18 protein-coding genes are annotated in these 19,007 nt (G+C 69.4%); 9 read left to right on the plus strand and 9 right to left on the minus strand.

The genetic code is table 11. From position 1 onward, the window contains the following. Positions 1–147: 147 nt before the first annotated feature. On the minus strand, positions 148–1,035 hold the full coding sequence (locus ABEA24_RS09225; RefSeq protein WP_345430261.1) for a phosphotransferase family protein: 888 nt from the start codon (positions 1,033–1,035) through the stop codon (positions 148–150). 136 nt (positions 1,036–1,171) lie between these two features. Here ABEA24_RS09225 and ABEA24_RS09230 point away from each other — a divergent pair, with 136 nt between their 5' ends. The 3 genes from ABEA24_RS09230 (at position 1,172) to ABEA24_RS09240 (ending at position 6,448) form a co-directional block, all read left to right on the plus strand. Further along, the gene (locus ABEA24_RS09230; RefSeq protein WP_345430262.1) at positions 1,172–3,832 is read left to right on the plus strand and encodes a methyltransferase domain-containing protein; all 2,661 of its coding nucleotides are present in this window, start codon (positions 1,172–1,174) and stop codon (positions 3,830–3,832) included. Further along, on the plus strand, positions 3,832–5,451 hold the full coding sequence (locus tag ABEA24_RS09235) for a glycosyltransferase family 39 protein (RefSeq protein ID WP_345430263.1): 1,620 nt from the start codon (positions 3,832–3,834) through the stop codon (positions 5,449–5,451). Before ABEA24_RS09230 ends, ABEA24_RS09235 begins: the two co-directional genes overlap by 1 nt. Positions 5,452–5,578: 127 nt before the next feature. Then, positions 5,579–6,448, plus strand: a complete 870-nt coding sequence (locus ABEA24_RS09240) for a hypothetical protein (RefSeq protein ID WP_345430264.1) — start codon at positions 5,579–5,581, stop codon at positions 6,446–6,448. Between the two features lie 160 nt (positions 6,449–6,608). Here ABEA24_RS09240 and ABEA24_RS09245 read toward each other — a convergent pair whose 3' ends face one another. Next, entirely contained in the window at positions 6,609–7,187 is a 579-nt protein-coding gene (locus ABEA24_RS09245) for a TetR/AcrR family transcriptional regulator (protein ID WP_345430265.1), read from the minus strand. 85 nt (positions 7,188–7,272) lie between these two features. Here ABEA24_RS09245 and ABEA24_RS09250 point away from each other — a divergent pair, with 85 nt between their 5' ends. Then, positions 7,273–8,154 (plus strand): SDR family oxidoreductase, encoded by an 882-nt coding sequence (locus tag ABEA24_RS09250; protein ID WP_345430266.1) that lies wholly within the window; start codon positions 7,273–7,275, stop codon positions 8,152–8,154. 155 nt (positions 8,155–8,309) lie between these two features. Then, on the plus strand, positions 8,310–9,158 hold the full coding sequence (locus ABEA24_RS09255; RefSeq protein WP_345430267.1) for an NAD(P)H-binding protein: 849 nt from the start codon (positions 8,310–8,312) through the stop codon (positions 9,156–9,158). A 111-nt stretch (positions 9,159–9,269) separates the two neighbouring features. Here ABEA24_RS09255 and ABEA24_RS09260 read toward each other — a convergent pair whose 3' ends face one another. Further along, positions 9,270–9,947, minus strand: a complete 678-nt coding sequence (locus ABEA24_RS09260; RefSeq protein WP_345430268.1) for a tyrosine-type recombinase/integrase — start codon at positions 9,945–9,947, stop codon at positions 9,270–9,272. 102 nt (positions 9,948–10,049) lie between these two features. Continuing rightward, entirely contained in the window at positions 10,050–10,448 is a 399-nt protein-coding gene (locus ABEA24_RS09265; RefSeq protein ID WP_345430269.1) for a hypothetical protein, read from the minus strand. A 367-nt stretch (positions 10,449–10,815) separates the two neighbouring features. Here ABEA24_RS09265 and ABEA24_RS09270 point away from each other — a divergent pair, with 367 nt between their 5' ends. Continuing rightward, complete coding sequence (locus ABEA24_RS09270; protein WP_345430270.1) at positions 10,816–11,592, plus strand: aldo/keto reductase; 777 nt, start codon at positions 10,816–10,818, stop codon at positions 11,590–11,592. A gap of 282 nt (positions 11,593–11,874) precedes the next feature. On the opposite strand, the gene ABEA24_RS09275 is transcribed toward ABEA24_RS09270, so the two are convergent. Then, complete coding sequence (locus tag ABEA24_RS09275) at positions 11,875–12,555, minus strand: GNAT family N-acetyltransferase (protein ID WP_345430271.1); 681 nt, start codon at positions 12,553–12,555, stop codon at positions 11,875–11,877. Between the two features lie 63 nt (positions 12,556–12,618). On the opposite strand from ABEA24_RS09275, the gene ABEA24_RS09280 reads away from it, so the two are divergent. After that, a complete protein-coding gene (locus ABEA24_RS09280) occupies positions 12,619–13,056 on the plus strand; it encodes a DUF6578 domain-containing protein (protein ID WP_345430272.1) in 438 nt (145 codons plus the stop codon). Positions 13,057–13,086: 30 nt separating this feature from the next. Here the strand turns inward: ABEA24_RS09280 and ABEA24_RS09285 are convergent, their stop codons facing one another. Further along, positions 13,087–14,028, minus strand: a complete 942-nt coding sequence (locus ABEA24_RS09285; RefSeq protein WP_345430273.1) for an ornithine cyclodeaminase family protein — start codon at positions 14,026–14,028, stop codon at positions 13,087–13,089. Further along, complete coding sequence (locus ABEA24_RS09290) at positions 14,025–15,044, minus strand: proline racemase family protein (protein WP_345430274.1); 1,020 nt, start codon at positions 15,042–15,044, stop codon at positions 14,025–14,027. Before ABEA24_RS09290 ends, ABEA24_RS09285 begins: the two co-directional genes overlap by 4 nt. 492 nt (positions 15,045–15,536) lie before the next feature. On the opposite strand from ABEA24_RS09290, the gene ABEA24_RS09295 reads away from it, so the two are divergent. Next, positions 15,537–16,262, plus strand: a complete 726-nt coding sequence (locus ABEA24_RS09295; protein WP_345430275.1) for a hypothetical protein — start codon at positions 15,537–15,539, stop codon at positions 16,260–16,262. A 196-nt stretch (positions 16,263–16,458) separates the two neighbouring features. After that, complete coding sequence (locus tag ABEA24_RS09300; protein WP_345430276.1) at positions 16,459–16,854, plus strand: MmcQ/YjbR family DNA-binding protein; 396 nt, start codon at positions 16,459–16,461, stop codon at positions 16,852–16,854. A 221-nt stretch (positions 16,855–17,075) separates the two neighbouring features. Here the strand turns inward: ABEA24_RS09300 and ABEA24_RS09305 are convergent, their stop codons facing one another. Together ABEA24_RS09305 and ABEA24_RS09310 are read right to left on the minus strand one after the other, a co-directional pair. Beyond that, the gene (locus ABEA24_RS09305; protein ID WP_345430277.1) at positions 17,076–17,474 is read right to left on the minus strand and encodes a hypothetical protein; all 399 of its coding nucleotides are present in this window, start codon (positions 17,472–17,474) and stop codon (positions 17,076–17,078) included. Between the two features lie 167 nt (positions 17,475–17,641). Next, positions 17,642–18,970, minus strand: coding sequence for an erythromycin esterase family protein (locus ABEA24_RS09310; RefSeq protein WP_345430278.1), 1,329 nt, complete (start codon positions 18,968–18,970; stop codon positions 17,642–17,644). Positions 18,971–19,007 lie beyond the last annotated feature (37 nt).

The raw sequence follows: 19,007 nt of genomic DNA on the forward strand, positions 1-19,007 counted from the left end.
TCACGCATGGCCATAACGATCATGAAGCTTACGGACCGCGTGACGGCCGGGAATGGGTCCGGCGGATCAATGACCGAGCGTCACCGGGACGGGCCTGAACGTCATGGATGCCGCCCAAGGCCGCGGGATCCGCGGGTCACGTGGGGCTCACAGGCTCGCCAGAGCGATCGCCGTCCAGTGCTCGAAGCGGGAGTACCCGTCGGCGACGGCCTGCGTCTCCGGGCCGGGCATGTCGAGGATCATGTCGGCGGCGTCCAGGAGGTCCCAGTAGGGGTGGTGGCCGTCGTGGCCGACCGTCGCCTGGTAGATCGCCAGGAAACGCTCGGCGACCTCGACGCCGTACTCGATGGCCAGGTTGATCCGCATCCGGGCCAGGTCGGCGCCGTACGGGCCCCGGCATCCGGTGGTCCAGTCGACGATGCCGGTGAGCCGGTCCCCGGACCACAGGATCTGCCCCGGATGGAAGTCGCGGTGGATGAACCCGGTGGCGGTCTCGGGGGCGGGGCCGGAGACGACCTCGAAGACCCGCTGCCACAGTTCGGGGCTGCCCGACCAGGCGGGCGGGCGCCGCTCGCCGTACACGGCCGGGTCGTGGTAGGGCGCGTAGGCCCGCAGGTCCGCCTCCGGCGGCACCTCGTGGACCCGCGCGAGGGCCTGGGCCAGGGTGGTCAGGTAGGCGTCCATGTCCCACGGCGTGGCGGCCGGACGTCCCGGCACGCGCGTCACCAGCAGCGCGGGCACATCACAGATGCGGCCGTACGGATCGGCGGCGAGCAGACGCGGCGCGGGGACCTCGGTATCGTCGAGGAGTTCGAGGACGGCGGCCTCGTTGGCCGGGACGTACCAGGGATCGGACCGCAGCCGCGCCAGGTCGTGGAACCGGCGGACCACCAGGCGGCGCACTGGATCGGTTCCGGCGTCGATCGCGTGCAGGGTCGTCGAGCCGGCGCCCATCGAACGGATCGAGGTGATCCGGCCGCCTACTACGTCACGGACCCACCCCAGGACCGTCTCCGGCGGATGCGGAGATGCCATCTACCGAGGGGAGCCCGTCTCTGCCACGGTGACCACCTTAATTCTCCGTCGATTACCCCGGCGTCGCCTGTTCGACACCGTCCGTTCGCCGGACGCGGCTAGCGTCTCTGCGCCACTCCCAACGACAAGAGGCTCAATGGCTAACTCCGATCGCATCTCCGAGGTCTACAAGGGCGAGATCTGGGCCGAAAGCACGCAGCGGGTCGCTCGTGATCGTATCCACTGGCTCGTCGACCAAGCCACCGGAGAGGTGCTCGATATCGGGTGCTCGCAGGGCATCGCCTCGCTCCTGTGCGCACGGCGTGGGCTGACCGCCTTGGGCGTGGACATCCAGGCCGACCGTGTCGAGTACGCGAACAAGGAGCGCGACGCCGAGCCGGAGGACGTGCAGGCGCGCCTGACGTACCGGTTGGCGGACGCGTCGGCCCTGGACCTGCCCGATGACTCGTTCGACACGGTCATCATGGGCGAGATCATCGAGCACATCCCGGATGCCTCCCCCTTCCTCAAGGAGGCCGCGCGGGTGCTGCGCCCGGACGGGCTGCTCGCCCTCACGACGCCGTTCGGCCTCAGCAAGCACCACGACCACTACGCGACCTTCTACGTGGACTCCGTGGTGCGGCTGCTCGCCCCGTACGTCTCCATCGAGAGCCTCGACATCGTCGACAAGTACCTGCGGGTACGGGCGCGGCCCGGCGCGATGGCCGACCCGGACCGGCTCATCCTCGACTCCCAGCCGATGATGGAGCGCGCCTTCATCGCGATCCAGGAGGCGATGCAGGACGAGAAGGAGCGGATGCGGCGCTACGACGTCGCGATCGCCCGCTATGAGCAGGTCAACGCCCGGATGAAGAACCTCGAGGCGCGCCTGGCCCACCAGGCGTACCGCACCGAGTACGTCACCTGGCAGCTGAAGTCGGCCAAGAGCCGCAAGTGGTGGCGCCTGGGCGAGGCGCTGTGGAGCGCGAAGCGCCCCGCCGAGGCGCTCAAGCTGCCGAAGAACGTGGCGAGCGCGCTGAAGGCCCCGCCGCGCCTGGCCGAGCCGAAGCCGGCCACGACCACCGGCTCGCCGGACCAGAGCGGGCACTACTCCGCGATCGCGATCCCCGAGGTCGTCGTCCCGGACGGGCCGGTCGCGCGCGACCTGAAGGTCGCGGTGATCCTCGACGTGTTCTCGGCGACGGCGTTCCGGTACGAGTGGCAGCAGATCAAGTTCGGCCCGGACGACTGGCGCGAGGTGCTGGAGCGCGAGAAGCCGGCGCTACTGTTCGTCGAGTCCGCGTGGCACGGCAACGACGGCCGGTGGGCGACGATGATGAGCGCGGCCGGCGCGCCGAAGCAGCCCGTGCGCGACCTCGTCGCCTGGTGTCGCGCCCAGGGCATCCCGACGGTGTTCTGGAACAAGGAGGACCCGCCGAACTTCGAGCGGTTCATCGAGACGGCCAAGCTGTTCGACCGGGTCTTCACCGTCGACGCCGACTGCATCCCGCGCTACGTCGAGGAGCTGGGCCACGACCGGGTCGCGCTGCTGCCGTTCGGCGCGCAGCCGCGCATCCACAACCCGGTCGCCGTGCCGGGCGGCCGGAAGTACGAGGTGGCGTTCGCCGGCACGTACCACTCCAAGAAGTACCCGGAGCGGGCCGCGCAGATGGACACGATCCTCGCCCCGGCCCGCGAGTTCGACCTGCACATCTACAGCCGCATCTCCGACGACCCGGACTTCCAGTTCCCGCCGGAGTACGCCGACCACATCGTCGGGTCGCTGCCGTACGAGAAGATGCTGGCCGCGTACAAGGCGTACAAGATCTTCCTGAACGTCAACTCGGTGACGAAGTCGCCGACGATGTGCGCGCGCCGCGTGTTCGAGCTGTCGGCCTGCGGCACGCCGGTGGTCTCCGGGCACTCCCGGGCGCTGGAGGAGGTCTTCGGCGACCTCGTACGGCTGTCGACCACGCCGGAGCAGACCACCGAGGCGCTGGTCGAGCTGATGAAGAGCGCGGACCTGCGCGATCAGATCGGGCACCTGGCCATGCGCGAGGTGTTCGACAAGCACCTGTACGGGCACCGCGCCGAATCGGTCCTGTCGGCGGCGGGCGTGTCCGCGCCCCGCCGGGAGCGCTCGATCTCGGTGATCCTGCCGACCAACCGGCCCGAGCAGATCGACCACGCCATCGAGCAGGTCGCCCGCCAGGTCCACCGGCCGCTGCAGCTCGTGCTCGTCACGCACGGTTTCTCCTCCGAGCGGGCCGAGGCCAAGGCACGCGCCGCCGGACTGGAGAACGTCGTGGTCCTGTCCGCCGACGCGGGGCTGACGCTCGGCGCCGTGCTCAACCTCGGCATCGACGCGGCCGACGGCGCGTACCTCGCCAAGATGGACGACGACAACCTGTACGGCCCGCACTACCTGAGCGACCTCGCGTACGCCTTCGACTACACGACGGCCGGCCTCATCGGGAAGGGCGCGCACTACTGCGAGATGCGCACCCACGGCGTGACCCTGCTGCGCTTCCCGCACCTGGAGCACGCCGAGGCGGAGCTGATCCAGGGCGGCACGATCCTCGCCGACGGCGACGCGATGCGGAAGCTGCGGTTCTCCGACCTGCCCCGCGCGGTCGACAGCGACCTGCTGCGCCGCGCGCAGGCCGAGGGCGTCGGGATCTACTCCGCGGACCGCTTCAACTTCGTCTCCGTGCGCGGCGACCGCGAGGCGCACACCTGGAAGGTCAGCGACGAGGAGCTGATGCGGCACGGCCGCGTCGCGTTCCACGGACCCGCCGAGGAGCACGTCATCTTCTGATGCTGGACACCGCCTCCCAACCGGCCGTCGCGGCGGCGGCCCCGCACCCGCGCCGCGGGGAGCTCCTGCTGCCCGCCGCGCTGCTGGTGGCCTACGCCGTGCTGCTGCTGTGGAACCTGTCGGTGCCGCAGCCGGTCGACCACAGCCGCTACATGGACGCCGCCCGGTCCTTCCCGTCGCGGCCCGCAGACCCGATCTTCAACCACCAGTACCTGCGGATCGGGCTGACCGCGCCGACCGCCCTGGTGATGCGCTTCTTCGGGTACTCCGAGGTGACCTACCACGCCTTCCCGGTCGCGGCGGCGCTGCTGCTGTTCGCGTCCGTGTACGCGATCGGCCGCATGCTGTTCGACCGTCTCGTCGGCGCGGTGTCGGCGGTGGTCCTCGCCTGCGTCGGCATCGTGGTCGTCGCCGGCACCGAACTGCTGCCGGACCTGCCCGCCACCGCCCTGTTCACCGCCGCGGTCGCGCTCGCCGTCGCGATCCGCCAGGGCCTGCTCGCGCACCGCCGGATCTGGCTCGTCGCGATCGGCGTGCTGATGGGGTGGAGCTACCTCGTCCGCGAGTTCATCGTGTTCGTCTGGCCGCTGGTCCCCGTGCTGCTGTGGCGGCGGATCGGCCGGTGGGACGCGCTGTGGGCGTTCGTCCCGGTGGCGCTGACGGGCGTGGGCGAGACCGCGTTCAACGCGTGGCTCTACCGCGACCCGCTGGCCCGCCTGCACGCCGGCTCCGGCCTCGGGAACCTGCCGTCCCGCCCGGAGGTCGCCAAGACCTTCCACGACCTGCCACTGTGGGTCTACCTGTGGCGGCTGCCGCAGCAGCTCGCCGCGCTCCCCGAGGGACCGGGCATGCTGCTCCTCCTCGCCCTGACGCTCGGCGCCGGCGTACTCTGCGCGGTCCGGCTCGTACGGGCGTGGGTGCGGCGCAACGACTCTCCCGAGGAACGGCCGGCCGAGGGAGGGGCGGAAGGCGGCGGGCCGTACGTGCGGCGGGCCGGGGTGTTCGCGCTGTGGATCGGGCTGCTGTGGGTGCCGCTCACCCTGCTCGGCGGCGTGCTCGACCCCGCGCATCCGAAGCTGCGCCTGCAGCTCCTGCGGTACTGGTATCCCCTGTTCCCCGCCTTCGTCCTCGGCGGCGTCGCGGTGCTGTGGCTGCTCGCCCGCGCGGTACGGCTGCCGGAGCGCGTCCGGTCGGCCGCGCCCGCGGTGGTCGTGTGCTGCGTCGGGCTGGCCGTGACCGGGCTGTCCGTGCTCGGCCTCCCGGGTAAGCCCGGCTGGGCGGGCTCACCGCGCGTGTCGTCGGACGCGCTGCCGGAGTTCCGCTCCTGGCTGGCCCACTCGGGCGCCCGGACGGTGTGGGCGGACGCGAAGCTGTACCGCATCCTCCCGATCTACTTCGTCAGCCCGACCGGCCACCGGGTGTGGCGCGGCCACCTCCGGCCGCTGACGAACGCGACGGGTCCGGCGGCGGGCGACTACGTGGTCGTCTTCAGCGTCGGCAGTGACGCCTGCCCCCGCTGCGGCGACACCGCGAAGGCCGTCCTCCCCGGCATCCCGTCCACCTGGCACCAGGTGCTGACCAGCCACGACCGCCTGCTCCACGTCTGGCAGATCGCCTGACCCGATCCCCCGGCGATCGCCGCTGGAAGCGGTGCGGTGATCGCCGGGCGTGCGTCGGCACTGGCGGTCGTTGCCGGGAGTGGCCTGGCGATCGCCAGAGATGATCATTCTTGCGTAGCCTCGACTCGTGGCAGAAGGGGCGGGGTGGCTGCTCGACCGGTGGACGCAGCAGTGGGTGCGCTCGACCGGGCGGCGGGTCGATCTCCGGGTAGAGCCCTGGCTCGACGGTCCCCACGGCGACCGCGACCGGGTCGGCGACTCCTGGCTCGAACGGGAGGCGGCACGGCACGACGCCCGGGTGATGGACGGGAAAGAGACGACGGGGCTGCTGCGGTCGATCGCGTCGCTGGACGGCCCGGCCTTCGACTCGGCCGCTCTGCGGCCACAGGTGCGCGACTTCTACGAGCACACCACGCGGTGGCGGCTCGAACTCTGGTCGCAGTGGTCGCCCGTCGCCTGGCCGTTCGGCTGGCTGATCTCGGCCCTGTTCGCCCGCCGGCTCGAGCAGTTGAGCCTCCCGCTGCGACCGCTGGACGTGGCGCACGGGATGAGCAGCGAGATCACGCCCGTGATCGACGCCGACGGCCGGCTGATCGGCACCTCCTGGCGGCGGCGACTCCGGGCGAACGGCGCCACCGTGTTCAGCGGCTGGTACCAGCACGTCACCCTGCCCGGCCGGCGACAGCCCAGCGTACGCGCGGTGTTCCCGCTTCCGAACGGACGGCTGGTGGTCTTTCTCCGCCCCGAGGTCACACCGGACGGCGGCCTCACCCTCACCTCCCCCGCCGGACGCTGGGGCGACGACGGCGCCTACCTGGTCCTCGACCGAGGCGACGACTCCCCCATCCGCGCCCGGCGCATCCCCGTACACGAGAAGTTCCACATCTTCGTCGACACCGAAGGCGTCCTGCGCACCGACCACACCCTGAGCCTGTGGTCCCTGCCCGCCCTACGCCTCCACTACCGCCTCGACGAGACCAGGGACGGACTCCCCTGATCTCCTGCGTGCAGGTGATGGGAAGGCACTCGGCCGTCGATTCACCGCACCGTTTCCGGTCACGGCTCCCGCTCAGCGGCATGAGAATGCGTTCCGACATCAGTACGGGCAGAACGGCTGAGGTGTGGCTCGGCATGTAGCCGACGAGCGGGTGGTCCGGTCAGCCCAGCGATGCGCTCGCGGCGCGCAGCTCGTCGAGGGCCTTCAGGAGGTAGGCGGCGAACCCGTCCTCGGGGGCACGGTCGCCTTCGGACCATTCGGCGTACCCCCGCTTGAAGGCGAGGACGCCGAGCTCACTGGCGAGGGCGGCGGTCGGATCGGGCACGCCGCGGGCGACCAGGGCAGCGGTCATCGCGGCCGCGAGGCCGACGCTCTTGAGGGCGTCACGCTCCTGAAGTTCGGCGCTGGCGGCGACGGCCGCCTTCAGACGCGGGGCGATCTCCCGGCTCATCGGGCCCATCGCGGTCGAGGCGCGCTCCAGACCCGCAGCGACCGCCTCGAGCGGGCTGGCGTCGGTGGGCGCCTCGGCGATGCCCTCGGTCAGCAGCCGGCTCAGCGACTCCTGCCCGGCTACCAGCAGCTCGCGTTTGTCGGGGAAGTGCCGGAAGAAGGTGCTCTTGGTGACCCCGGCGCGCTCGGCGATCTGCGCGACCGTCGTGGCGTCGTAGCCCTGCTCGGTGAACAGGTCGACGGCAGCCACGACGAGGCGTTCGCGCGCGCCCGGCTCCCATCGACCCATGGGTCGATCATACGTGATGGGACTCTTGTCCCATCACTCTGGTACGGTGATGAGACAAGAGTCCCATCACTTGTGGGAGAGTTCCATGCGTGTTTTCGTCACCGGCGGCACCGGTCTGATCGGGTCCGCCGTCGTCGCCGAGCTGCTCGGCAACGGCCACACCGTCCTCGCACTCACCCGCTCCGACGCCTCCGCGCAGGCCGCATCGGCGGCCGGCGCCGAGCCGATCCGGGGAGGGCTGGCCGATCTGGACGTCCTGCGCGCCGGCGCCGCCCAGGCCGACGGCGTGATCCACCTGGCCTTCGCCAACGACTTCAGCAGCCCCGAAGCCCTGGCGAACGCGGTCGCCGAGGAAAGCGCCGCCCTCGCTACCCTCGGCGAGGAGCTCGTCGGCAGCGACCGTCCCTTCGTCGCCTGCTCGGGCACGCCCGCCGTGCCGGGCCGCGCCTCCACCGAGGCCGACCCGATTCCGACCGAGGGGCCGGTCGGTGGTCGCGGTCGTGCGGTCACGGGAGTCCTGAGCCTGGCCTCGCGCGGGGTCCGGAGCTCGGCCGTCCGCCTGCCGCGGACCGTCCACAATGACGGCGCGGGCGGGTTCGCCGGTGTGTTGACCGGGATCGCGCGTCAGAGCGGAGTGTCCGGCTACCCCGGCGACGGCACGCAGCGCTGGCCGGCCGTGCATGCCCTCGATGCCGCAGTCCTCTTCCGGCTCGCCCTGGAGCAGGCCGAAGCCGGCACCTCCTGGCATGCCGTGGCCGACGAGGGCGACCCGGTGCGGGACATCGCGGCCGTCATCGGCCGGCGGCTGGGCCTGCCCGTCGAGTCCGTGCCGGTGGAGACCTACGGCCCCCTCGGCGTCATCTTCGCGGCCGACCAGCCCTCATCCAGCGCCCACACCCGGCAGGCGCTCGGCTGGGAGCCGAAGCACCCGAGCCTGCTGGAGGACTTGGAGAACATCCAGCCCTGACCGGTAACCCGGAACATGGGGTGGGCCCGCTGCCGCCGGACCGCCAGCCGCGTGGCGAAGGTCCGGCACCGTCGACATCCCCGTGCCGAAGCGGGTTTCCACTGGCAACGCCGATTACGCGGCAATTCACGTGCACACCAACAGGAGGTCTCGTCATGGTGGTAGTCGTCTTCGGCGCTCGAGGTAATGTGGGCCATCACGTAGCCGATGGTCTGCTGGCCGCCGGTGAGCAGGTCAGAGCAGTCGTGAGAACCCCAGCCGCGGACTTGACGCCAGGGCTGGACGCTGTCCGCGCCGACCTGGACCGTCCCGAGACGCTGCCTACAGTGTTCGACGGCGCCGACAAGATGTTCCTGTACGGAATGCTCGACCCCCAGCGGCCCTACAACATCGAGAAGGTCGTTGCGACGGCCGCAGCCGCGGGGATCCGCCAGGTGGTTCTGCTCTCGTCGGTGTCGGTGCTGGAACCTGATGCCGACCACCCGGTCCCCCTGCTGAACCGCACGATCGAGCAGACCATCCAACGGTCCGGCCTGGATTGGACGTTCCTCAGGCCGGGAAGCTTCGCCGTCAACACCCGCACCTGGTGGGCCGACTCGATCCGCGCCGACAACGTCGTCCGCCTGCCCTATCCACTGGCACAATCGGCGCCGGTGCACGAGAAGGACATCGCGGCGCTTGCGGTGGCCGCCCTGACCGAACCGGGCCACTCGCACCAGACCTACACGGTCTACGGGGCCGAGTCCCTGACCCTGCAACGCCAGGTCGAGCACATCGGCGAGGCCATCGACCGCTCCATCCGGATCGAACACGTCTCCGACGAGCAGGCTCGCGCGGAAGTCGGCAGGACAATGCATCCGGTCGTGGCCGAGGCGATCGTGAGTCAGTGGGCCGCCGGCTCCGGTGTCCCGGCCCTGACCTCCACCATCGTCGAAAAGGTCACCGGCGCGCCAGCGCACACCTACGCCCAATGGGCCGTCGGTCATGCCGACGACTTCCGCTGAACTCGAGTTTCACCCAGTACCGGGTTGGTGTCGACTCCGGGTGATGACGAGACAACCCTTGGCTGATCACTCTTCTTGCCCTCTCGTAGGCAGACGAGCGTGTTCGCCGGGTTAAGTTCCGGAGGCCATGTAGGCGGCGAGGACGTAGTTGGGATGGCGGTCGAGGTTGTTGCGTGCTCGGTCGTAACGCATCGGCGTGCGCGGGTCGGCGTGTCGGGCGGCGATCTGTACATCCCGCAGGTCGACACCGGCGTCCAGCATCGTGGTGACGAACGTGTGACGCCGCATGTGCGGATGCAGTCGCGGCATTCTTATGACCGCGGCCTCGGCGAGCTGGCGAAGCCGGCGGGTCGCCGCGTGCCGATCCATCCGCGCTCCGCGGCCGTTGAGCAGGATCGGCCCACTCATCCGGTCCGCGATGGCGCGGTCGATCGCACGCCCGACCGCTGGTGGGAGGGGCACCAGCGTGGCCCGGTTTCCTTTACCGACCACGCGCAGAACGCGGTGGCCGTGTTCTTCGCCGAGGTCGGTGATGTCGCTGCCGGTCGCTTCGAGAACGCTCAGCTCCACCTGAGACCAGCGCACGTACAACTCGACGTCGCCCCTCCGGGCCTTCAGCGGGTTCAGGTCGTGGTCGACACACCAGCTCAGGTAAATCCGAAGGTCGGACTCCGTGTGCATCCGTGAGGTGCCCTTGTAGCGGGCCAGGTAGGCCACAGCCGCAATCTGCAGCGGCCCGGCAGACGTGACGCCGGCCACCTCCGGTGCCTGTTCCCGGAAACGAGTCATACAACGACGCTGCGCCCAGCCCCCAGCCGTGGCCAAACGTGTAGGACACGCGGCAGAAGAGTGCGTTGGAGATGCTGCCTATATCGCTCGTCCGCGCTGTGATCAGTCTTCGTGGTCGCGGGGCGAAAGCGCGAAGACGTCACCGCGAAGACAGTCACTCCTGGGTTCGGGCGACAAGGGAGCCGGTTCGTCGACGACGATCTGCGCGCGCCACCCACCGACCGCGAGCCCGTCGACGGCGTGACCGGACAGCCGGTCATCGGCTGCGTCACCGAGCAGGCCAGCGTGCTCAAGGATGACGAACAACGCGTCTGCGGCGCAGCTCACCGTCCCGGCGGCTTCGGCGGCGCTCGTGTCCGGATCGAGTTCCCGGTAGATGCGGCGCGCGGCCGTAAGGAGATGGTCGGCGTCGGTAACCGTGAAATCGCGCCGCAGCCGCAAGGACAGGGCCATTCCGTCAACGAGCGGGTCGTCCCCGATCGTGCTGTCATCGCCCGGCATGCCGACACGATACGGGAACTCGCCGCCGAGGCGCCCCAGTCGGCACACTCCTGACATCGTTCGCCACGCCCGTTCTATCGATCAAGGAGCGTGGCCCATTGCCAGCGAGGCGAACCGGATCACGGCAGAAGAGGGTGTTCGACACACGAATAGACCGCATCCAGATGCTGATCTTGTCAGCCGGGCTCGGGGCCGCTCACCAGATTGAGCGCCGTCGGCCCCCGGCAGCCTACTGTTGATCTTGATTAGACATGCCTCGGCTAGCGCGGCGGCAGGGTCCGCACCAGCAGCTCGACAAAGAGCCATGGCTTCCCGGGCAGGCGAGTAGCTGTCGATCAAGCTACGGTGTGGGGGCAGAATGCTACGCATGACTAAGACAGTGAACCTGCCTGGTGGGACTGCGCTGCCGTTGATCGGTTTTGGGACGTGGCAGCTGCGGCCTAAGACGGCGTACGAGTCGGTGCGTGCGGCGCTGGAGATCGGCTATCGGCACATCGACACCGCGACGTTGTACCAGAACGAATCGGACGTCGGTAGAGCCGTGAAAGACAGCGACTTGGACCGTGAGCAGGTCTTTGTCACCACCAAACTCCGCCCGCAGGACGCGCGGCATGCCCGTCGTACCTTGGAGTCGAGCCTTCGCCTGCTCAACACCGGCTACGTGGATCTCTGGCTGATCCACTGGCCGACCGGCCAGGACGAGCTCGTCTCGACCTGGCAGGAACTTCTGTCCGCCAAGGACGCCGGGCTGGTCCGCAACGTCGGAGTCAGCAACTACAGCCCGGTACAGATCGACCTGCTGACCAAGAGCAGCGGACAGCAGCCGGCCGTCAACCAGATTCCGTGGAGCCCGGCCCAGCACGACCCGGCTCTGCTGGAGGAGCACCGCCGCCGAGGGGTGGTTGTCGAGGGCTACAGCGGCCTCAAGAACACCGACCTGCGCAACCCGGTCCTCACCGAGATCGCCCGAAGGCACCAGGTCACTTCCGCCCAGGTCGTCCTCCGCTGGCATCTCGAACACGACATCGTGATCCTGCCCCGGTCATCGCGCCGCGAACGCATCGCCACCAACTACGAACTCGAGAGCTTCCACCTCGCACCCGAAGACATCACCGCGATCGACAGCCTCACCCGAATCGGCTGACCGAAGACGGCGGGTGAGCCCCGCGTGAACTCGCAGTTCACCTACCCGCCCTCGGCGGGGGCGCCGGCCAACAACTTCCCTCCGACACAGACCTAACGGCCTCGGACGCAACCACGCTCGTCTCCACCAAACGCTGAACACCACCAATGACCGCCGCTTCGCGGCCATGAGCCGATGAGCCATGAGCGCGATCGGCGGCATGAGAGTGCCCGATGCTGGCCCCTCGACGCGGCGAAGCGAAGCACCCGGGTGCCGGGCGACGTCTCGCGAGGGAGCGAGGATTCAGCGGGCGGGAACTGGCTCGGACGACGGCCGCCATTCCCGCCTGATCAGCCCGTAGACCCACGAGTCAGAGACCTCGCCGTTCACGACGCAGTCTTCCCGCAACGTCCCTTCACGCACGAAGCCGAGCTTCTCCAGCACGCGGGCAGATGCCACGTTGCGCGTATCGGTCTCAGCCTGGACGCGATTTAGGTCCAGCGTGTCGAATGCCCACCGCAGCAAAACGCGCGCGGCCTCCGTCGCGTAGCCGTGGCCCCACGCTGCATCATCAAAGCAGTAGCCTAGCGATGCGCTGCGGTAGTCCGGATTCCACCGGTTCAGGCTGCACCAGCCGATGAACGTCCCGTCGGAGATACGATCCACGGCCAGCCGCGCCCCGGTGCCTCCCTGTGCCATCTGCCGGCAAGCCGTGATGAAACGCTCGGCGCGCACTCGTTCGCTCCACGGCGGCGCGTCCCAGTAGCGCAGCACGTAGGCGCTGCTGTGCAGCGCGAAGAGGTCGTCCGCATCCGCGTCGTCGAAGGGACGCAGCCGAAGGCGAGCGGTGTGCAATGTGGGGGTGGGCAGCGCCATGCGCGTCATGTTCCCTCCCGTGATTAATGGCCAGTCAATCAGACTCTCGATGTCGGCCACTCGCAACGGGTTTTCTCGGTGGACGGGCAGAACGAAGTGCCCGCTCATCGGCACGACCGGACGTCAGGATGATCCGGCCTTCGCGACGCTGCTCAACGCGCGGATCGCGGCATGAGCGGATACCGGGTAGAGAAGCTGAGCGCGGTCGGGCGGACTCGTTCCGTGGAGATGACCGTTTGGGTCGATAACTGGCAGATGCAGTGCTGCGGTGAACCGTTCACGGTCGGTTCGGAAGTGTCCTGGACACTTCGCGAAGTGGACTCAGGGTGGCTGGCATCGGTCCTCGGCAGCGATGTCGCGGGTACGGTGGACGCCGCGGAGGAGCACCATGGCGGCCTGTCAGAGGAGACCCCGGTCACTCGGGCGAAAGTCAGCCGGATTACCGCGGTGCACTGCCGGTATGCGCCACGGCCGGGAGGGGAATCGCGGACGCTTTATCCCGTGGCGGGCTCGGCCGCATTCAGCGCAGTGACTTCGGCCGACGGCTGGACGCCGGCACGCGATGAGCTGGCGTTCGTCGGCTATCTGGTCCGGATCGACATCCCCTGACCTACCTGTCGCGACGTCCAAGCGGCAGGGTCAGCCGGCTCTGGACAGGACGACCTCGGCGGTGACGAGGTCCTGCCAGGACATGCCGACGCTCTTGAACAGCAACGGACGGTCGGGCGCGGGGTTGGTGTGCCCGGTGACGACGTCGCGCATCGGCACGAGTTCTTGCGTTTGCAGGGCGCCTTCGTGAAGAGCCAGGCAGACGTCGCCGGCCTCACGGAGTGCGGTGGCGATGTCTTCGACGACGACCGTGGCTCGGGCACACAGCGCGGCGGGGACCTCCCGGGCGTCTGGTTCGTGGGAGCCGACGGCGATGACGACGGCGGTGTCGAGGACCAGGTCGGCGTCGAACAGGGGGGTCCGGGCCGAGGTGGCGCAGACTATGACGTCCGCCGCGCGTAGCACGTCGTCTGCCTGCGGGCTGTCCAGGGCGACGACGTCCGCGCCGTCGGCGGGCTTGACCCGGGTGTTTCGGACGAGGTGAGTCACCGTCGCGAGCGACCGGTGCGGTGTCAGTGCCGCGGCCAGGGTCGCGACGTGCCCGTGCGCCTGGGGTCCGGCGCCGAATACCGCCAGCCGCAGCGGGCCGGATGCGGCCAGCAGGCGCGGTCGAACGGCCGCCACGGACACCGCGGGCGTGCGCAGCGTGGTCAGCGCCGTACCGTCGAGCACAGCGACCAGATTGAGGGAGCCGGCGTCGAAGAGCAGGTAGGACGCCTGGATGCGGGGAAGGCCGCGGGCGGGATTGCCAGGCGCCACGGTCGCCACCTTGATCCCCACATGTGCCCCGGAGCGAGAGCCCTCCGACGGCATGAGCAGGAACTGGCCCGCGCGTACGGGAACGGCGTGGCGGGGCAGGTCGGCGGCCGGATCGAGTCCGGAGACGAGAGCAGCGGTGATCGCCTCGACGGCGTCGACGGGGCCGCAGGCGGCGCGCACCGCGTCGGCGTCGAGGACCAGCGGGGCGTTCACCGGAGCACGAACCCGGGGACCAGCGAGTCGGCGGGGTCGACGACGAACGTGTGCTCACCCGTCCGGTAGGCCATGCCGGTGACCTGCGGGACGACGGCCGGGCGGCCGGCGGCGGTGGTCGTGGCCACGACGGTGCCGGTGAACAGGGACCCGACGATCGACTCGTGGCGCATGCTCGGACCCGCCGGCGCCACGCGGCCCTGCTCGGCGAGAACGGCCAGCCGCGCGCAGGTGCCGGATCCGCAGGGTGAGCGGTCGACCTCGCCGTCGGCGAAGACCGTCACGTTGCGCTGATGCACCTGGCCGTCGACGACGCCGAGGTCCTCGTGCAGGATCGTGCCGTAGATCCCGCTGAGCCGAGGATCGCTGGGATGTACGGCGTGCTCGCTGTCGTTCAGCGCCTCTTTGACCTCGCGGCCCAGTGCGATGAGGTCTCGGTAATGTGACGGGTTCACGGCCAGGCCGACGCTGGTGGCGTCGATGCCGGCGTAGATGGCCCCGCCATAGCTGACGGTGACGGCGACGTTGCCGCGGGATGTGCTCAGCACGATGTCGCGGGCGAGCACGTAGCTGGGCACGTTGATGAAGTCGACGGCCACGGTGCGCCCGCGGTCGCGGTGCACGCGCGCGGTGACCCGCCCCGACGGGACGTCGATGACGACGTCGACGGCGCCGTCCCGGGGAGCCTGCACCAGCCCGGTGTCCACCGCCCAGACGCCGAGGGCGATGGTGCCGTGCCCGCAGGCAGTGGAGAAGCCGTCCTTGTGCCAGAACAGCACGCCCAGGTCGGCGCCCTCGTCGTCCGGAGGCACCAGGAATCCGCCGTACATGTCGGCGTGCCCGCGCGGCTCGAAGCACAGCAATTCCCGTAGCCCTTGGGCATCCGGGCTGTTCAGCGCGCGCATCCGCCGGTCCGCGACGGTGACCCCGGGCAGCGCCACCGGCGGGTCTGCCACGATCCGGAACGGCTCCCCAGCGGTGTGGTAGTCGGTCGTCGACACGCCAGGCGGTATCACCGGACCATCATGGCGTATCCGCTCATCGGCAAACGAGCGTGTACGTCGGACGTCGCCGACTCATCGCGGCATGACCGGACATTGCTGCGGCTGCATGTGCGGTCCTCGGCTACGCCTGCCGTGGCGACGTGGAGAATCCTCCGGCAGGATGATGGTGGCGTCCGCGACAGGGTGAGCCGTCACCATGATCGGCTCGAGGTGCCGGTGCGGCACCGTGACACACCGCTGACGGGCACATGGACGACACGGGATCGCGCTGTCCGCCCGTTGAACGCGAGGTGCCTGGTCGGGTTGCCCGGCGGCTGGTTGGTTCTCACTGCCGACGGACTGGTGGAAGTCCCCGACGCAGGCGATGTCCGCGCCCTCGGGCCGGTCGAACTGGTTGCCGAGCCGCCGAATGAGTGAGCGAAGCGACGACGCGGGCCTGCGCTGCACGCCTCGCCGGACGGTCGCTTCGCGGCGGTCGTGAGTGACTACGGTCAGCACGGGACCGTGGTGGAGCTGAGCAGTGGCTCGACCGTCCTGACACTGGACCGGGGCCAGTATCACGTCGAAACAACCCCGTTCCCGATCACCTTCCTTCGCGCGGGCCGGACAACGGCAGTGGTAGCGGCCACGGACTGGAACCGTCTGGATGCGTTCGACCTGTCCACCGGCCGGTTGCTGACCGAACGCGACACCACCTGGACAAAGGACCAGCCACCAGAGCATGCCCTGAACTACTTCCACGGAGCACTGCGACCGAGTCCCGGAGAGAATTGGCTCCTCGACGACGGGTGGGTGTGGAGCCCTGTTGGTGTGCCCGTGCTCATCGACGTGGCGGCATGGCTCGCCGGTGAGGTGTACGCCACCGAGCACGGCTGGGCGCTCAGCTACCGCGACTATGCCTGGGATCAGCCCGCGGCGTGGATCGACGACGACACCGTCGCCATCCAGCGAATCGGACCTCATGACAAGGCGATGATCGACGGTGTTGAGCTCTTCGACGCCCCCAGCGGTCGTCGAATTGGGATGTTCGCCGGACCGGCGGGGATGATGTGGGCACATGAGGGTCTGCTCTACGTGAGCGCTACGGCAGGCCTTGAGGTGTGGGACCCCGCCCACGGGGTCAGGACAGGGCTGGTGAGCGGCTTCGGGCCAGTGGCCCACAACCCGGTCAGTGGGGCCTTCGCCGAAATGGCGGGGGACCGGCTTCGAACCTGGACGCCCAGCACGTAGCCGAGACCACTCCGCGGAACATCCGCTCGTCGGCATGAGAGTGACTTCGGGCCGTGCGAGACCAGAGCGTGGATCACGACTACGAGTACCTTGGAGGTGCCCGGCTGCGACAGATCCACCCAACTCGGCTCCCGTTCGCGGTATCGGGGCCGATAGCCTGCACATGTGCAGAAGGCGGTGTCCGGGAGCGACCACGATGGCTGACGACGATGACGTCCGCCGGTTGGCGCTTGCGCTACCTCACGTGGTCGAGATCGACAGCGACGGCTTCGATTTCCGGGTCGCCGGCAAAGGGTTCGTCTGGTCCTACCCCGAGCGCAGACCGGGCAAGCCGCGTGTCATCCGGACCGACATCGCCGTACTGTACGTCGGCGACGAGGCGGAGAAGCAGGCGTTGCTGCTCGGCGAGCCGGAACGCTTCTTCACCACGCCCGCCTACGACGGGATGCCTCTGGTCATGCTGTGGCTGGAAAAAGTGGACCTCGACCGTCTGGAAGAACTCATCACCGACGCCTGGCACATGCGTACGCCGGACACGCTCGTCGGCGACCTTGACGCCGCGGCCGATTCGCCCACCCCAGGTCCAGGATGAGCGGAGCCGGCCGGGAGCCGAGATAGCGGGCCAGGTAGGCCGCAGCTGCCATTCGCAGCGGCCCAGTGGTCGTGACGCCGGCCACTTCCGGCGCCTGTTGCTCAAAACCGGTCATAAACCGACGCTGCGCCCAGTACCCCGCCGTGGCCAGACGTGTAGGGACAACGCGGCGGATGGGTGCATTGCGAAGTGCTGCCGAAATTCGCTTGTCTGTGCCACGATCAGTCTTCGTTGTGGCTGGATGGAAGCGCGAAGACGTCACCACGAAGACAGTCACTCCTGGGTTCGGGCGACAAGGGAGCCGGTTCGTCGACGACGATCTGCGCGCGCCACCCACCGACCGCGAGCCCGTCGACGGCGTGACCGGACAGCCGGTCATCGGCTGCGTCACCGAGCAGGCCAGCGTGCTCAAAGATGACGAACAACGCGTCTGCGGCGCAGCTCACCATCGCGGCGGCTTCGGCGGCGCTCGTGTCAGGATCGAGTTCCCGGAAGATGCGGCGCGCGGCCGTAAGGAGATGGTCGGCGTCGGTAACCGTGAAATCGCGCCGCAGCCGAAAGGACAGGGCCATTCCGTCAACGAGCGGGTCGTCCCCGATCGTGCTGTCATCGCCCGGCATGCCGACACGATACGGGAACTCGCCGCCGAGGCGCCCCGGTCGGCACACTCCTGACATCGTTCGCCACGCCCGTTCTATCGATCAAGGAGCGTGGCCCATTGCCAGCGAGGCGAACCGGATCGCGGCAGAAGAGGGTGCTGGTGTTTCCGGTCGTGTCGACGTGGGTTTCACTGCGGGTTCCAGCGCGAGAACGTCTCTTGTACGTCGTCGGGAGAGCAGGCGAGGGCGGCCGGGTCGGGTTCGGCCGCCGTGACGTTGGGGAGGTGGACGATGAGGTCGTAGGCGTCGAGTGGGTTCAGGTCGACATGGAAGGTGCCGAAACGTTGCCGGGCGGCGGCGCGGACGGCGTCGGCGTCGGCCGGTGACAGCCGCCGGAGGTCGGTCGCGAAGGGCCCGTCGTGACTGGCGGCCATGAGCGCGTCGATGGTGCCGGGCTCCGGCGGCCCCATCCGTGTGAAGAGCGTGCCGGTGTAGAAGTCGGCATCGGTGTTGAGGGTTTGGCCGGTTCCCGTGGTCGTGCCGATGACGAGGTAGTCCTCGCCGAGCCGGTCGGCCAGGTGCATGCCCGCAGGGGTCGCCGCTTCCGGCATGCCGGGCAGGAGGCAGGGCCAGCGCTGGATGTGGCCGTTGTGGGCGGCCAGCACGATCCGGTCTTCGCGGCGCAGGATCCACTCGAGGTTGTCCGCGATCGCGGCGTCGCGGTCGAACATCACCGTCGGCCGGTCGCCGCGGGCCATCGCGCCGGCGAGCGCGTCCAGGACGATCGTGAGGTGCAGCGAGCGCAGTGCGCGCTCGTACGCGCCGGCCGTGGTCCGCCGGGCGTACTCGAGGCGGCGTCCGGTGAGGCGTACGGTCAGTTCGGCCAGGCCCGCGGTCAGCGCGTCCTTGGTCTGGGTCGCGAGCTGTGCGTAGGCGCCGATGGCCGCGGGGATGGAGAACGCCGATGACGCGGCGAAGACGGCGGCCGTCTCCCGAATGTTCGGATCCACCTGGTAGTCGGGATCGGCCTGCGCCAGGTAGGCGATGACGGCGTCCAGGCTCGGCAGCAGGGACGCGTTGGAGCCGGACAGGTCGGCGCCGTAGAAGCCGACCGGCGGTGCGGCGGTCCGGTTGTGGTGCCGCATCCACTCCAGGTGTGCGCGCATCTGGGTCCACAGTCCCATCAGTGAGGTCATCCCGTTCGCCAGGACCTGGCCGAGATCGTCGTCACCGCCCCGTACCCACGCGTCGGTCCGCCATCCTTCGGCGAATCCCGACTCCATCGCGTACGCGCTGAACCCGTGCCGCTCGACCAGGTAGCGCAGCAGGCGGTGGCGGAGTCGGTAAGTCTCGCCGTTGTAGTGCGCGCTCTCGCCGATCGCCACCACCCGCGCATCGCCGATCGCCTCATCCAGCCATTCCAGATCGTCCAGCGGCGCGTGCGGATCCAGCGTGCGCAGCGGCATCACCGCCTGGCCGCTCAGTCTGGCCGTCGCCGTGGAGGTGCCCTCGGTCATTCGTACCCCTCGCTCGAATGTTCCCAATATTGGGAAT

The sequence above is a fragment of the Actinoallomurus vinaceus genome (genome assembly GCF_039542055.1).
GTDB classification, from domain to species: domain Bacteria; phylum Actinomycetota; class Actinomycetes; order Streptosporangiales; family Streptosporangiaceae; genus Actinoallomurus; species Actinoallomurus vinaceus.